This window comes from Mesorhizobium sp. M4A.F.Ca.ET.020.02.1.1, assembly GCF_004022645.1.
Lineage (GTDB): Bacteria > Pseudomonadota > Alphaproteobacteria > Rhizobiales > Rhizobiaceae > Mesorhizobium.
This window is the reverse complement of the sequence record NZ_RZOI01000066.1, coordinates 1-15,615: the sequence shown is the minus strand read 5'-3', so window position 1 is coordinate 15,615 and position 15,615 is coordinate 1. Positions and strand designations below refer to the sequence as shown.

12 protein-coding genes and 1 pseudogene are annotated in these 15,615 nt (G+C 63.7%); 9 read left to right on the top strand and 4 right to left on the bottom strand.

What is annotated here, in order from left to right; all coding sequences use genetic code 11:
* From EN742_RS40210 to EN742_RS07360, 3 genes are all read right to left on the bottom strand, one after another.
* Window positions 1-63 (bottom strand): type II 3-dehydroquinate dehydratase (locus EN742_RS40210; RefSeq protein WP_348632852.1); only part of this gene is annotated, 63 nt, incomplete at its 3' end.
* Between the two features lie 145 nt (window positions 64-208).
* Window positions 209-1,015, bottom strand: coding sequence for a DsbA family protein (locus EN742_RS07365; RefSeq protein ID WP_127422028.1), 807 nt, complete (start codon window positions 1,013-1,015; stop codon window positions 209-211).
* A gap of 60 nt (window positions 1,016-1,075) precedes the next feature.
* Complete coding sequence (locus tag EN742_RS07360; RefSeq protein ID WP_127422027.1) at window positions 1,076-2,485, bottom strand: M48 family metalloprotease; 1,410 nt, start codon at window positions 2,483-2,485, stop codon at window positions 1,076-1,078.
* A gap of 134 nt (window positions 2,486-2,619) precedes the next feature.
* Between EN742_RS07360 and EN742_RS07355 the strand changes: the two genes are divergently transcribed.
* Complete coding sequence (locus EN742_RS07355) at window positions 2,620-3,768, top strand: aminotransferase class I/II-fold pyridoxal phosphate-dependent enzyme (RefSeq protein ID WP_127422026.1); 1,149 nt, start codon at window positions 2,620-2,622, stop codon at window positions 3,766-3,768.
* 10 nt (window positions 3,769-3,778) lie between these two features.
* The gene (locus tag EN742_RS07350; protein ID WP_127407262.1) at window positions 3,779-4,708 is read left to right on the top strand and encodes a glutaminase; all 930 of its coding nucleotides are present in this window, start codon (window positions 3,779-3,781) and stop codon (window positions 4,706-4,708) included.
* A gap of 137 nt (window positions 4,709-4,845) precedes the next feature.
* On the opposite strand, the gene EN742_RS07345 is transcribed toward EN742_RS07350, so the two are convergent.
* Window positions 4,846-7,797, bottom strand: a complete 2,952-nt coding sequence (locus EN742_RS07345) for an Rne/Rng family ribonuclease (RefSeq protein ID WP_128332608.1) — start codon at window positions 7,795-7,797, stop codon at window positions 4,846-4,848.
* A 648-nt stretch (window positions 7,798-8,445) separates the two neighbouring features.
* Here EN742_RS07345 and EN742_RS07340 point away from each other — a divergent pair.
* From EN742_RS07340 to EN742_RS07310, 7 genes and pseudogenes are all read left to right on the top strand, one after another.
* Entirely contained in the window at window positions 8,446-9,705 is a 1,260-nt protein-coding gene (locus EN742_RS07340; RefSeq protein WP_126054379.1) for an N-acetylmuramoyl-L-alanine amidase, read from the top strand.
* Window positions 9,706-9,916: 211 nt separating this feature from the next.
* On the top strand, window positions 9,917-12,373 hold the full coding sequence (locus EN742_RS07335; protein ID WP_128332607.1) for a penicillin-binding protein 1A: 2,457 nt from the start codon (window positions 9,917-9,919) through the stop codon (window positions 12,371-12,373).
* Between the two features lie 128 nt (window positions 12,374-12,501).
* Window positions 12,502-13,633, top strand: a protein-coding gene (gene prfB, locus EN742_RS07330; RefSeq protein WP_126054381.1) for a peptide chain release factor 2 whose coding sequence is annotated in 2 segments (ribosomal slippage) — window positions 12,502-12,567 and window positions 12,569-13,633 — 1,131 coding nt in all. Because the reading frame shifts where the segments join, the coding sequence is not laid out codon by codon here.
* A 62-nt stretch (window positions 13,634-13,695) separates the two neighbouring features.
* Window positions 13,696-14,124 (top strand): GFA family protein, encoded by a 429-nt coding sequence (locus EN742_RS07325; protein ID WP_245482444.1) that lies wholly within the window; start codon window positions 13,696-13,698, stop codon window positions 14,122-14,124.
* 298 nt (window positions 14,125-14,422) lie between these two features.
* Window positions 14,423-14,794 carry a hypothetical protein gene (locus EN742_RS07320; protein ID WP_126054383.1) on the top strand — a complete coding sequence of 124 codons (372 nt, stop codon included), beginning with the start codon at window positions 14,423-14,425 and terminating at the stop codon, window positions 14,792-14,794.
* A gap of 149 nt (window positions 14,795-14,943) precedes the next feature.
* Window positions 14,944-15,312, top strand: a complete 369-nt coding sequence (locus EN742_RS07315) for a GFA family protein (RefSeq protein ID WP_127407824.1) — start codon at window positions 14,944-14,946, stop codon at window positions 15,310-15,312.
* Between the two features lie 155 nt (window positions 15,313-15,467).
* Window positions 15,468-15,615, top strand: a pseudogene (locus EN742_RS07310) (cell envelope biogenesis protein OmpA); the annotation flags it as partial.

The window sequence follows — 15,615 nt, the reverse complement described above, 5'->3', positions numbered from 1 at the left end:
GCCCGGCTCGCGCTTGCCGAGCGCGTTGAGATTGGGACCGTTCAGGACGAAAACCGTTTTCAAGAATGCTGACCTTTCCCGGCGCCGGCCGCAAGCCGGCGCCCTGGGCTTCTATAATGGGCATAGACGCCCGCGAAAAGAGCGCAAGTGCGTTCTTTCGCTGTCCACAGCGGGCGGAAAGTCGCCCGCCGCAAGGGCTTGGGGCCGATCAGAGCGCGGCCTTCGCCGCCTCGATCTTTTCGGCAAGGACATCCTTCCCGAGCGCGCCGAACACCACCTCGTTGCCGACCACATACGAGGGCGTGCCGGTGATCGACAGCTTGGTGGCAAGATCATAGGTCCGGGACAGCGCTTCGTTGATGCTGGGGTCCTTCATCTTCTCGCGCAGCTTCGCCTCGTCGGCGCCGAGCGAGACCGCGATCTTGATGGCGATCGACTCGGTGGCGCGGCCCTGGCCGCCAAGCAAGGCGGTGTGGAACTCGCCGTATTTCTCCGGCATCATCAAATGGAAGGCCATGGAGACGACGCTGGCCTTTTGCGAATCCGGGCTGAGGATCGGGAATTCCTTGAGGACGAAGCGCAGGTCGGGGTTAGCCTTGGTCAGCGCCTGCATGTCCTCGATGGCGCGTTTGCAGAAGCCGCAATTGTAATCGTAGAATTCGACGATGGTGACCTTGCCGTTCGGATTGCCGACGATGCCGTCAAAGGCGGAGTTGAAGATCTCGTCCTTGGCGTTCTTGATGACGCCGAGGGCGGCAATGCGCTGCTCTTCCTTCTGCTTGGCCTCCAGCGCTTCTTGCACCTCGAGCAGCACTTCCGGGTTCTTGAGGAGGTAGTCGCGGATGATGCCCTCGACCTCGGCCCGGTCGATCCTCCTGTCCGAGGGCGCGGCGGCCTGGACGACCTGCGTCGTGTCGGCCTTGGCCGCCTGAGGGCTGCCGGCGACGAAGCCGACCGCCAGCATGGCAAGGGCGGCCACCACGCCCGTCGTGCCAAGCAAGATTGCCTTGTTCATGATCCTCGATCCCTTTTGCCTGTTCCAGTCCGCTTCCGTTGCCCGGAGCGGCCGGAAGGTTCACTTGGTTTTGCCCGAAGGCCCGTAGTTTATGATATCCTGGGCGCGAAGCCAGCCAGGCTCGCCGCGCTTCATCTTCTGTTGCGCGCGCATGGCGAAAATCTTCGCGTTCCGGTAGTCGCCGGAATAGAAATGGCCTTCGGCCGTGGCAAGGTCCGCCGCCGGTATGTTGCCGAGTTCGCCATAGGCCTGCGCCAGATAGCGGTAGCCGACGGCGTTCTCCCTGTCGCGCCCAAGACCGTTGTTGATCTGCACCGCGGCCTTTTTCAGGGCATCCGGCGTGCCGATCGCCATCAGAGCCTGGCCGAGCGAGACCGGCAGCAGCCCGGACCTCGCGGGATCGAGGCTGACCGCCTTGGCATATGCGTCAGCGGCATCCTTGGGCTTGTTCGCCTTCATCAGGATGTCGCCGCGCAGTTCCTGGAAATAGGGGTTCTTCGGCTGTTCCTTGATCAGTGCGGACGTCTTGACGAGCGCGGCATTGAGGTTGCCGTAAAGATAGGCGAGCTGCGCCTCGCCGTAGCGCGAGGCGAGGCTGCCCGGATTCTTGCGCATCAGCCGCGAGGCGGCCGCCTGTCCCTGCATGTAGGCGGCGATCTTTATGCGCATCATGTCATGCCGCTGCTGCAGAGCCGGCGGGTCGAGCTTGTCGACGTAGGGGCTTTGCTTGACCAGCGCCTCGAGGTTGGCGATGCGCTCCTGCGGCATCGGGTGGCTTATCCGGTAAGGGTCGACCTGGGTGCCGGACAGCGACAGCGCGTTCTGGAAGCGGGAAAAGGTCTTCAGCATGCCCATGCCGGACTGGCCGGTGGCGTTGAGGTAGCTGATCGCCGAGCGATCGGCAGTCGTCTCCTCGGTGCGCTGATAGGCCAGGATGCTGCGCTGCGCCATCTCGCCGCCGCCCGCCGCGACGCCCATGCCGGCGCCGGCCAGCCCACGGCTGTTGGTGGTGGCGCCGGCCACCATGGCGCCAGCGCCGAGCAGCGTGGCAATGATGGCCATCGTCTTGGCGCGCTCGAGCTGGTCGCGCAGCTTCTGCTGGTGGCCGCCGGCGATATGGCCGGCCTCGTGAGCCATGACGCCGATGATCTCGTTGGGCGTTTCCGCCGTCATCAGCGCGCCGGTGTTGATGAACATGCGGCGTCCGGTAACGAAGGCATTGAAGCTCGGATCGTTGACCAGCACGATATCGATGCCGTCATTGGCCAGCCCAGCCGCCTTGAAGATCGGCCGCGCGTAGTCGCGTACCAGTGCCTCGATCTCGGCGTCGCGCACGATGGGGACGTTTTGCGCAAATGCGCTGACCGAGCCGGAGACCGCGACGGCGGCCGCAAGCAAAAGCGTGGCGAAGCCGCGCGCGGTCCTTGCAACGGTCGATCTGGCAGTGGTCGATCTGGGTCGGCTCAACATGACAGGTCCACTGGTAGACGAGCGGGCGGAGGATGAAAAGTCGGCACCGAAAACTTCCTGCGCTTGTGATCCCCACATCAATCGGGCATTTGTGCGGCGCGGCCAGGGCGGATCCTGGCGTGTTGGATTTGAAAATGGTTGTTTCGCTTTCGCGCCGCGGCGAGGTCGAGCCGTTCCACGCCATGGATATTCTGGCCGAGGCCAACCGGTTGAAGGCGACCGGGGCGCCGGTGGTTTCGATGGCGGTCGGGCAGCCGTCCGACCCGGCGCCGGCCGGCGTGCGGCAGGCCGCTGCGAATGCCCTGAAGGTCGGGCGCATCGGCTACACCGACGCGCTGGGTCTGGCCGATCTGCGCCAGGCTATCGCAAGGCACTATGGCGACCATTACGGGATACATGTCCCGGCGGCGCGAATCGCCGTCACCACCGGATCGTCCGCCGCCTTCAACCTGGCTTTCCTCGCGATGTTCGATCCAGGCGACCGTGTCGCGATCGCCGCGCCAGGCTATCCAGCCTATCGCAACATCATGGCCGCACTCGGTATCGAGATCGTCGAGATCGAACTCGGCGGCGATGCATATCTTCATGCCGAGCATCTGAGGACCGCGCACCGCGAAGGGCCGCTGAAGGGGGTGCTGTTCGCCAGTCCGGCCAATCCGACCGGTGCGGTGATTCCGGCCGACGAGCTCGCCGCGCTGGTTTCGACGGCCGAAGAACTCGGCATCGCCGTTATTTCCGACGAGATCTACCACCGGCTCGCCTATGCCGCGCCGGACACGACGGCGCTCGCCTACGGCTCGGCCGTAACGGTGATCAATTCGTTCTCGAAATACTATTGCATGACCGGCTGGCGCATTGGTTGGATGGTGCTGCCGGAACCACTGGTGCGTCCGGTCGAGCGCATCGCCCAGAGCCTCTATATATCACCGCCGGAACTGTCGCAGATCGCCGCGATCGAAGCGTTCAAGGCGACAGAGGAGCTGGAGGCGGTGAAGGCGCGCTACGCTTGGAACCGCGAGCTGCTGATGAAGCGGCTGCCGGAGCTCGGCTTCGCGCTCGCGGCACCCATGGACGGCGCCTTCTACGCCTTCTGCGATGTCACAAGGCATACCAATGACAGCATGGCCTTCGCGCGTCGCATGCTTGCCGAGGCGCACGTGGCGGCAACGCCCGGCCGCGACTTCGATCCGCTTCAAGGCCATCGCACCATGCGCTTTTCCTATGCCGGCAGCCACGACGACATGGTCGAGGCGATGGCGCGCATCGAGCGCTGGCTGAAATAGCGGGGAGACCATGCCGGAACTCGAACAGGCGCTTGCCGAAGTCGCCGCCGAAATGGCCGAGCGCACGGATCGCGGCGACGTCGCCACCTATATCCCGCAGCTCGGCAAGGTCGACCCGAAGAAGTTCGGCATCGCGGCGGTCACCAATGACGGCCGCGTGCTGCTTGCCGGCGACGCCGAGGAAGCCTTCTCCATCCAGAGCATTTCCAAGGTGTTCACGCTGACGCTGGCGCTCGGCAATGTCGGCGATGCGCTGTGGCAGCGCGTCGGACGCGAGCCGTCGGGCAATCCGTTCAACTCGATCGTCCAGCTCGAGCATGAGAACGGCATTCCGCGCAACCCGTTCATCAATGCCGGCGCCATCGTCGTTTCGGACATATTGCTCGCCGGCCACCAGCCGCGCGAAGCGATCGGCGAGATCCTGCGCTTCATCCAGTTCCTGGCCGACGATGACACCATCATCATCGACCGCGAGGTGGCGGCCTCCGAACGTGCCACCGGCTACCGCAATTTCGCTTTAGCTAACTACATGAAATCCTTTGGCAATCTCCACCATGCGCCGGAACTGGCGCTGGGTGTCTATTTCCACCATTGCGCCGTTGCCATGAGCTGCCGGCAATTGGCAATGGCCGGCCGCTTCCTTGCCAATGGCGGCAAGAACCCGGCGACCGGGCATTCGGTGGTGTCGGCCGAGCGGGCGCGCCGCATCGGTGCGATGATGCTGACCTGCGGCCACTATGACGGATCCGGCGATTTCGCCTTCCGCGTCGGCATCCCCGGCAAAAGCGGCGTCGGCGGTGGCATATTGGGGATCGTGCCGGGGACGGCTTCGCTCGCGGTCTGGTCGCCTGGCCTCAATGCCAACGGCAATTCCAAGCTGGGCTCGATCGCGCTGGAGAGGCTGGCGAAGATGATGAACTGGTCGATCTTCGCGCCTTAGGGCTGCCGACATTCAGGTTGTGCCGGCCTGACTTCAAGGCTTGGACCACGGCGGCATAACCACAAAAAAATCCCGCGCCGTTTTTGACGACGCGGGATTTCTTTTGGTCAAGAAACTACTCCAAACCTTTGAAAGGCTTAAAAGAAGCCTTTCCGCTGCCACCAGCCGGCGCGCTTCGGCTTGTCCTCGGTTTTTGTCTCATCGGCAACGCTCGACGAGACCACTGGCACGGCCGGAGCATTTGTCGACGCGGGCTTGCGCCTGGTCGGGCGGGCTGGCTCGTCCTCGGAGGGAGCAGCAGGCGCCGCCTCGACCGGAGCCGGGGGGGTTTCAATCGTTGCCTCCGGCACGGCCTCGGCTACCGTCTCCGCAACAACGGCCTCCGCGGCCTCCGCGGTCTTCTTCGACCTCGAGGCGCGCTTGGGCTTCTTCGGCTTTTCGGCACTCGGCGCGTCGTCATTGGCGGGAGCAGGAACGGCCGGCTCCTCGACGGGCGCGGCGGTCACGGTCTCGGCCACCACGGTTTCGTCTTCCGACGCGACGTTTTCGACGCCGTCGACCTCTTCGCCGGCGGCCGCATCGGCAGCGTCTTCACCCTCCTCGCGGCGATTGCGCTTGCCGCCGCGCTTGCCGCGCCGGCGCTTCTTGCCGTGGCTGTCTTCCGCTGCTTCGGCCGTTTCGCCAATGCCGACCGTAGCTTCATCGCCCGCTTCGGCTGCCTCGTTGCTCGCGGCGGCGGAAACGCTATCCGCCGGCGCCGGCGTTGAGACTACTCCAGCGCCATGCTCGCGCTCGCCGTGCTCGCGATCGCGATCCTTGCCGCCGCGCCGCCGGCGGCGCTTGCGGCGCTTGCGGTCACGGCCTTCGCCGTCCTCGCCGGACCTCTGCTGCTGCGGCTGCTGCTGGGACTGGCGCGGCTGTTCCGCCTGGGCGGGCGCCTCCTCCTCGTCCTCGATGACGATCTCGTCCTCGGGCTCCTCCGGCTCGACATAGGCCGGCAGACTGCGCACTTCGACGAAGCCCTCGGGCTTTTCGGCGATCGCGCCACGGAAGATCGCATAGTGCTGCGCGCCGACCGTGTCGTCGGCCTCGATCGTGATGGTCAGGCCGAAGCGGCTTTCGAGTTCGACCAGCGTGCCGCGCTTGTGGTTGAGCACATAAAGCGCGGTCGCTGCCGGCGTGCGGACCGTGATGTGGCTGCGCGAATCCTTGAGCAGGAATTCCTCTATCGCCCTGACCACCATCAGCGCCACCGAGGAGTCGGAACGCACATGGCCGGTACCGCCGCAATGCGGGCAGGGCTTCATGGTCGATTCCAGCACGCTGGCGCGGATGCGCTGGCGCGACATCTCCATCAGGCCGAAATGCGAGATGCGGCCAACCTGGATGCGGGCGCGGTCGTTCTTGAGGTGATCCTTCAGCCGCTTCTCGACGGAGCGGTTGTTGCGGTTCTCCTCCATGTCGATGAAGTCGATGACGATCAGGCCGGCAAGGTCGCGCAGCCTGAGTTGCCTGGCGACTTCCTCGGCGGCTTCCAGATTGGTGTGGAGCGCCGTGTCCTCGATCGAGTGCTCCTTGGTGGAGCGACCCGAATTGACGTCGATAGAGACCAGCGCCTCGGTCTGGTTGATGATGATGTAGCCGCCGCTCTTCAGCGTCACCTGCGGCTGCAGCATGCGGTCGAGCTGCGCCTCGATGCCGTTGCGCACGAAGATCGGGGTGGTGTCGCGATAGGGCTGAACCACCTTGGCGTGGCTCGGCATCAGCATGCGCATGAAGTCCTTGGCCTCGCGATAGCCGTCCTCGCCGGAGACCAGGATCTCGTCGATATCCTTGTTATAGAGGTCGCGCACCGAGCGCTTGATCAGGCTGCCTTCCTCGTAGACCAGGGCAGGGGCCGTGGACTGCAGAGTGAGGTTGCGGACATTCTCCCAAAGCCGCATCAGATATTCATAATCGCGCTTGATCTCGGCCTTGGTGCGGCTCTCGCCGGCGGTGCGCAGGATGACGCCCATGCCCTGCGGCACTTCGAGGTCGGCGACGACTTCCTTCAGCCGCTTGCGGTCCTGGGCGTTGGTGATCTTGCGCGAAATGCCGCCGCCGCGCGCGGTGTTCGGCATCAGCACCGAATAGCGGCCGGCGAGCGACAGATAGGTGGTGAGTGCGGCGCCCTTGTTGCCGCGCTCTTCCTTGACCACCTGGACCAGCAGGATCTGACGGCGCTTGATGACTTCCTGGATCTTGTACTGGCGGCGCACCGGCTTGCGGCGGTTGCGCACCTCTTCAAGCGCATCCTCGGCGCCGACCGATTCGATTTCGTGGTCGTCCGGATGCGAGGACTGCACCTCTTCCAGCATGCCGCGATCGTCGCTGGAGGGGGCTTCGCCGTTCTGTTCGGCTTGCGGGGCCGGTTCGGAAATCACGTCGGCTTCGACGCTAGCGGCGATCGAGGTAGGGCCACCCTCGGATGTTTCGCCACCGTCGTCCGCGGTGGCATTGTCGCCATGCTCCGCGCCGCCGTGATCCTTGCCGCCATCCTGCGAGCCGGCGTCGGCATCATTGGACTGAATCTCGATGGTCTCGGCGATCGTCTCGACGACCTCTTCGCCGCTTTCACCGGCAGCCTCGCCGCTTGCGACCTCTGCGGCGCTGTCGCCGGGCTCCTCGGAACCGGCGGCGCTGGCCTCGCGCTTGTGTTCGCCACGGTCGCGGTTCTTGCCGCCGCGCCGGCGACCGCGCCGGCCGCGATCGCGGGCCTGGTGCTCCTCGCCGTCGCCGTCCTCATCGTCTTCGTCCTCGGCCTCCTGCGCTTCCGCGCGCAACAGTGCCTGACGGTCGGCGACCGGGATCTGATAGTAGTCGGGGTGGATTTCACTGAAGGCGAGGAAACCGTGACGGTTGCCGCCATACTCGACAAAAGCTGCCTGAAGGGACGGTTCGACGCGCGTTACGCGGGCGAGGTAGATGTTTCCTTTGAGCTGCTTCTTGTCCTGGGATTCAAAGTCGAATTCTTCAATACGGTTACCGCGAATGACGACAACGCGTGTTTCCTCCTGGTGGGAGGCGTCTATCAGCATCTTGTTGGGCATTATTTCGTTTCCTCCCGGCAGCCGCCAGCCGCAGCTTGCGGGGCAAAGCCCGCTGCTTCGGTCCTGGAACATGGATGCCGGACAATTGAACGTCCGCCGGCCGCCGCTTGAGCGCTATGGCGGTGCCGCCCGCAGCCACGATGGCGCGGTTTGCTGCGGACCTTTCCATGATTGCGCTTGAAGCCATTGGCACCAGCAGAACCTTTTGAACCAAAGCCCGGACGAACCGGACCAGCTTGTTTGCTCATACAGAGCCGGCGCGGGACACCCCGGCCGTTTTCCTCACGCAAGCGATTCCCCCGCCACGGGCGCACGCCTGCGAAATTCGTCGCGATCACCTGAAGCCTTTTCGCTGGAAGCGAAAGGAGCCGCCTTTCATCTGACCTGTAGCAGGAAGCTGCGGAGGAAGCGGTTCCAGGATTGCAGTGATCCACCATCGCTTTTATGATTTGGCGGCAGGGAAGGCAACCCCGATTTCGGATGCCGGCAAAAAGGAGTTCCCTAAGGGAAGCCCGGCCTTCAATTCCTTGCGCGAAAAGGCTTGGTTAACCTTCTCTGGATACCAATCGTTAATCGAGTTCGCGGCCTTGCCGGCACTTCGATGCAACGACCGGCGCCTGGCGCCAAACCGGGAGTAACTGAAAGAACATGGGACTGGCAGGCACCGCAAACAAGGGTCGTTGCGCAGCCTGGCCTGTCTTGCATGCGGCCTGCGCGTTTTTGCTTATGGCGGTTTTCCTCGGCCTGTCGGGCGTTTCCCGCGCCGGAGACGCGCCGCTCGGCGCCACCAGCTACAAGATGGCCGGCGATGCCACCAAGATGCGCATCGTCATGACTTTCGACCGCGAGCCCGACATTAAATGGTTCCTGCTGCGCGGCCCCAATCGCCTCGTCGTTGACCTGCCGCGCACCAGATTCGCCATGAGTGCCAAGGATGTGAAGGCGCGCGGCCTGGTCCGGGCTGTACGCTACGGCGATCAGGGTGAGGGGTCACGGCTGATCCTCACCAGCAAGGGGCCGTTTGCGGTCGACAAGCTCGACGTACTCAAGAACGACGACGGCGGCGGCTATCGCATCGCCATCGACATATCGGCGGCCTCCGCGCGGGAATTCGATGCCGCGCTCGCCAACCAGGCGTTGACCACCGGCTCGACGGTGTCAACCGACAAGGGCGGCAGGGTCGGAACCGGGCCGATCTCCAATCCCGGCCATCGCTTCACCGTCGTCATCGATCCCGGCCATGGCGGCGTCGACGGCGGCGCCGAGGGTCTCAACGGCACCATCGAGAAGAATGTCACGCTCGCCTTCGCCACCGAGTTGCGCGACCAGCTCGTCGCGGTCGGCAAATACGATGTGTTCATGACGCGCGAGACGGACGAGTTCCTGCGGCTGGACGACCGGGTGCGCATCGCCCGCCAGCATGAGGCCGACCTGCTGATATCGATCCACGCCGACACGATCAGCGTCAAGGGCATTCGCGGCGCCACCGTCTACACCGTCTCCGACAAGGCTTCCGATCCCGAGGCGCAGGCGCTCGCCGATCGCGAGAACCTCTCCGACCAGTTCGCCGGCATGGAGATCAAGGACGACAACAAGGAAGTGACCGACATCCTGATCGACCTGATCCGCCGCGAGACCCACAGCTTCTCGATGAGCTTTGCCCATACGCTGGTCGGGCAGCTTTCGACCAGCGTCGGCCTGATCAACAATCCGCAGCGCTCTGCCGGGTTCAAGGTGCTGAAGGCGCCTGACGTGCCTTCAGTGCTGGTCGAGCTGGGCTATCTCTCCAACGCCAAGGACGAAGCGCAACTGCTCAGCGCCGACTGGCGCGGCAAGGCCGCGCAGAGCATAACCAACGCCGTCGCGCTGTTCGCATCAGCCAAGGCCGGAACGGGGACCGGAGGCTGAGGTGGCTGCCGCCTGCAACCAGAGGCGGCGTTGCACGGCGACAACACCCGGCGCTATAATTTCCCGAGAGGGAAGCCGAAAACCCGGTGCTGCCGTATTTTGTCCACATGGTGGCGACATGGGTTTTCCATTGCGGATTGGGACCGTCCCGGAAGCTTGCGCCAAAGGCGGCTTCGTTTAGGAAATTCCCGAACCACGGACTGGAGCGGGCATGATTCGTCTCATCGGCTATTTCTTCGGCATCGGAACGACGCTGGCCCTTATCGTGGCCGCCGGCGTGGCGATCTACATCAGCCATCTGGCGAAGGATCTGCCCGACTACGAGGTGCTGGCCAAATACGAGCCGCCGGTGACGACGCGCATCCATGCGTCGGATGGCTCGCTGATGGCTGAATATGCGCGCGAGCGCCGTCTCTATCTGCCGATCCAGGCGGTCCCGGATCGTGTGAAGGCCGCCTTCCTCTCGGCCGAGGACAAGAATTTCTACAACCATCCCGGCATTGACGTGACCGGCCTCGGCCGCGCCATCATCGTCAACCTGCAGAATTTTGGGTCGGGCAGACGCCAGGTCGGTGCCTCGACGATCACCCAGCAGGTGGCGAAGAACTTCCTGCTCACCTCGGACCAGACCTACGAGCGCAAGATCAAGGAGATGATCCTGGCCTTTCGCATCGAGCAGGCCTACTCGAAGGACCGCATCCTCGAGCTCTATCTCAACGAGATTTTCTTCGGCTTCGGCGCCTATGGCGTGGCCGGCGCGGCGCTGACCTATTTCGACAAGTCGGTCAACGAGCTCACGGTGGCAGAGGCGGCCTATCTCGCCTCGCTGCCGAAAGGCCCCAACAACTATCACCCCTTCAAGCATGCCGACCGCGCGCTGGAGCGCCGCAACTGGGTGATCGACCAGATGGTCGAGAACGGCTATGTGACGCGCGAGGAAGGCGACAAGGCCAAGGCCGAGCCGCTTGGCGTGACGCCACGCCGCAACGGCTCATACCTGTTCGCAGGCGAGTATTTCACCGAGGAAGTGCGCCGCCAGATCATCGCCCGCTACGGCGAGAATGCGCTCTACGAGGGCGGTCTTTCGGTGCGCACGACGCTTGACCCGAAGATACAGCTCATTGCCCGCAAGGCGATGCAGAACGGGTTGCTGAAGTACGACACACTGCGCGGCTATCGCGGACCAGTGACCCACATCGACGTTTCCGGCGACTGGGGCGTGCCGCTCGGCAACGTCAAGGGTCTGGAGGACGTGCCCGAGTGGGCGCTTGCCGTGGTGCTTGACAGTTCCGACACCGGCCTCTCCATCGGCCTGCAACCGGCGCGTCAGGCCTCGGGCGACATCGTCAAGGAGCGCGTCGAAGGCACCGTCAGCAAGGACGACATGGGATTTGCCATGCGTCACATCGTTGACGGCAAGAGCGTCAAGGCAAAATCGCCGGCGGACGTGCTGCAGCCCGGCGATGTCGTCTTCGTGCAGAAGAACGAAGGTTCGGACAGCGCCTACAGCCTGCGTCAGGTCCCGGAAGTGGAAGGCGGCCTGGTCGCCATGGATCCGCACACCGGTCGCGTACTCGCCATGGTGGGCGGCTTCTCCTATGCGCAATCGGAGTTCAATCGGGCGACCCAGGCGATGCGTCAGCCGGGCTCCTCATTCAAGCCGATCGTCTATTCGGCCGCGCTCGACAATGGCTACACGCCGGCCTCGGTGATCATGGACGGCCCGATCACCATCCAGAGCGGCAACACGACATGGACGCCGAAGAATTATGACGGCACCGCTGCCGGTCCGGCGACATTGCGTTCCGGCATCGAAAAGTCGCGCAACCTGATGACGGTGCGGCTCGCCAACGACATGGGCATGAAGCTGGTTGTCGAATATGCCGAGCGCTTTGGCGTCTATGACCATCTTGCACCCTACCTGCCGATGGCACTCGGCTCCGGCGAGACGACGGTGATGCGCATGGTGTCGGCCTATTCGATCATGGCCAATGGCGGCAAGTCGATCAAACCCTCGCTGATAGACCGCATCCAGGATCGCTATGGCAAGACCGTGTTCAAGCAGGACGAGCGCGGCTGCGAAGGCTGCAACGCCGCTGAGTGGAAGAACCAGACTGAGCCGGAGCTGGTGGACAATTCCGAGCAGGTGCTCGATCCGATGACCGCCTACCAGATCACCTCGATGATGGAAGGCGTCGTACAGCGCGGCACCGGCGCCACCATCGCCGAACTCGGGCGTCACATCGCCGGCAAGACCGGCACGACGAATGACGAGAAGGATGCCTGGTTCATCGGCTATACGCCGAACCTGGTTGTCGGCCTCTATATGGGCTTCGACACGCCAAAGGGTCTCGGCAAGGGCGCGACCGGTGGCGGCCTCGCGGCGCCCATCTTCAAGGACTTCATGCGCGTGGCGCTGGACGGCACGCCCAATGTCGACTTCCAGGTTCCGGAAGGCATGAAGCTCATCGCCATCAACCGCAAGACCGGCATGAAGGCAGCCGAAGGCGAGGCGGGCACGATCATCGAAGCTTTCAAGCCAGGCACCGGCCCGGCCGACAGCTATTGGGTGATCGGCATGGGAGCCGACGGTTCGAACGGCGCCGGCGGCGCGTTGTCGCCGCAAGCCACGCAGGCCATCCAGGATGGCGGCGGCGGACTTTACTGACGTCTGCGAGGCTATGGAATGGCCGGCTGATCACAGCCGGCCATTATTGCTTTACAGGCGGCGGTGCCGTGCCTATGTATCGCGCCTATCCCAGACAAGAACCAGACAACAGGACAGAACTGGCAGCCATGCGCGCGGAAACGCAGAACATCGTCGACGAGATCAGGCAGGCGATAACCCTGCTGAGGAGGCATCTTTGACTGGGACCAGGCCATCAAGCGGCTTGAGTACCTGAACGTCCGCGCCGAGGATTCCAGCCTCTGGAACGAGCCGCTGGAAGCGCAGAAGCTGATGCGGGAGCGCCAGGAATTGGAGGACGGTATCGCCGCCGTCAAGGGCCTGACGCAGGCGCTGGAAGACAATATCGGCCTGATCGAGCTTGGCGAGGAAGAGGGCGACGAAGGCGTCGTGGCCGAGGCCGAAGCGGCGTTGCGCTCGATGCAGGGCGAAGCCAAGGCCCGCCAGGTCGAGACGTTGCTGTCGGGAGAGGCCGACGCCAATGACACCTATCTCGAAATCCATGCCGGTGCCGGTGGCACCGAGAGCCAGGACTGGGCCTCGATGCTTTTGCGCATGTACACGCGCTGGGCGGAGCGCCGCCGTTTCAAGGTCGAAGTGCTGGAAGTGCATGACGGCGAAGAGGCGGGCATCAAGTCGGCCACGGTGCTGATCAAGGGCCACAATGCCTATGGCTGGCTGAAGACCGAATCCGGCGTCCACCGGCTGGTGCGCATCTCGCCCTACGACAGCAATGCGCGGCGCCACACCTCCTTCGCCAGCGTCTGGGTCTATCCGGTCATCGACGATACGATCGAGATCGCCGTTTCCGAATCGGATGTCCGCATCGACACCTACCGTTCGTCGGGATCGGGCGGGCAGCACGTCAACACCACCGATTCGGCGGTCCGCATCACCCATCTGGCGACCGGCATAGCGGTCGCCTGCCAGGCCGAGCGTTCGCAGCACAAGAATCGGGCCAAGGCCTGGGAGATGCTGCGCTCGCGCCTCTACGAAGAAGAGCTGAAGAAGCGCGAGGCGGTGGCCAACGCCACCGAGGCGTCGAAAAGCGACATCGGCTGGGGCCACCAGATCCGTTCCTACGTGCTGCAGCCCTATCAGTTGGTGAAGGATTTGCGCACCGGCGTCGAAAGCACCAGCCCGTCGAGCGTTCTCGACGGCGATCTCGACGAGTTTATGGAAGCCTCGCTGTCGCACCGCATCGAAGGCGGGGCGGGCGAAGCGGTGGCGGACCTCGACTAGGATATGTCCATATTCAGGTGAGGCCGGCCTGACACCTTGGGCACCAGATGAAGGAGGCGCTTGTGACCAAGCCGGGCAAGGCAAATACTCACAGACTTTCCGGAAGGTGCTTTTGCGGCGCCGTCCACTACGAGGTGGCGGACGAATTCGTCTATGCCTTGAACTGCCACTGCTCGAACTGCCAGCGCGCCACCGGGTCGGCTTTCAAGCCCTTCGCCGGCATCGAGCGGGACAAGCTGCGCCTGACCGCCGGCGACGACAGGCTGCTGGTCTTCGGCGATCTGGGCGGCGCTCACGACAAGCACTGCGGGCAGTGCGGCTCGCTGCTTTATTCGGTGGTGCGGGAGGGCGCCTACGTCCACGTCACCATGGGGACGCTGGTGGATACGCCGAGCATCCGCCCGACGGCGCATATCTTCGTTGGTTCCAAGGCGAAATGGTTCACAGTCACCGACGACCTGCCGCAGTATGATGAGCATATTCCCGGTTGAACGGCTGGAACCAGCTTCATCCGAATTTCGTTGTCCGGCACCAGACATCCGTCGCTAACGGCTCGTTAACCAAGCCGGCGCACGATTCTGGCTGCAGAGGTTTGGCGTGCGGCGCGGCGTTGCCGATGCGGCCGCTTCTTGCGCCGGCCAAGGAATCAGCCCAGCATTCGGGCTGAGGGGATAGAAGCATTTATGGCCGGACGCGGCGTATCTGCGACCTGACGATCCGGCCAGTGGGAAGACACGTTCCGGGAACGGGCAAGCGAAGGCTTGGAGCTCGTTTGAAAGGAACGTTCTCATGTTTGCTGCCACAATTCGACAGGCCAAAGCCGTTGAACCGGTTGGCCGCTTCCTGTTTTTCCTGGCCGCGGCGGTCGTAGTGTTGACGGCGCCTGCGCTCGCGCATGACGCCAAGCCTACCGCGGCATTGCCGCAAGGCTGGAGCTATCCCTTCTCCTGCTGTGCCAACTACGATTGCCGCACGACCCACTCGGGCGAAGTCCTGGAGAAGCCGGAGGGCTATGTGATCGCCGGCACGGGCGAGGTGGTTCCCATGACCGACAAGCGCGTCAAGGACAGCCCCGACGGTGAATTCCACTGGTGCGCGCATCAGGCGGGGCTCGATGCCGGCAAGACGATCTGCCTGTTCGTGCCGCCGCGCTCCTATTGAGGCGACGGGCATCCGACCTGCGGGTCAAGGGGCATCGGGCTTTCCAGTTTTGAGAGCGGGCAGGCAAGCCTGCCGTCGGGCGGTTGTCAGGAACGCTTCTTTATGTTGCCTTGCCGTGGAGGCGGCGGACAATGGAGAGGAAATCGTTCATGACCATCAAGGGAAGCTGCCACTGCGAAGCGACAACGTTCGAGGTTTCGGAACCGCCGCAAACCGTGACGCAATGCACATGCTCCTTCTGCTCGAAACGCGGCTCGCTCTGGGCCTATTATTTGCCCGAGCAATTCAAGCTCACCAGCCCGCCCGAAAATGTCTCGTTCTACCGCTGGGGGTCAAAGACCATAAAGCACGGCTTTTGCGCCACATGCGGCTGCGGCACCTTCACCGAAACGCCCGACTGGTCGAGCGGTGAGCCGGACTTCGACAACCCGAAGGTCAGCGTGAATTCGCGCCTGTTCGACGATTTTGACCTCGACAAGGTCGAGGTCGTCGTCATCGACGGCAAGAATCTCTGGTAGAGGGCACTGGCCGGAACGTCCGCGCATTGCGGCGACGGAAAAGCTTTGATTGGCATTTTGCCGTTCCGCTTTTCGCCGTATTTCATGCTACAAGACCGCCGGAAGGGCTGATATGGCGCGGCTGCAATGGCCGCGGTTTGGAGAGGGACATTCTCATGAAGAAGACTGTGCTCGTCGTCGTGGCGACGGCTGTATTGGTGAGCGCTTGCACCACCACCGATCCCTACACCGGTGAGCAGAAGGTTTCCAACACGGCGGCCGGCGCCGGCCGCCGTGTTGGAAACCTTCTGCTCACCGGTGTAG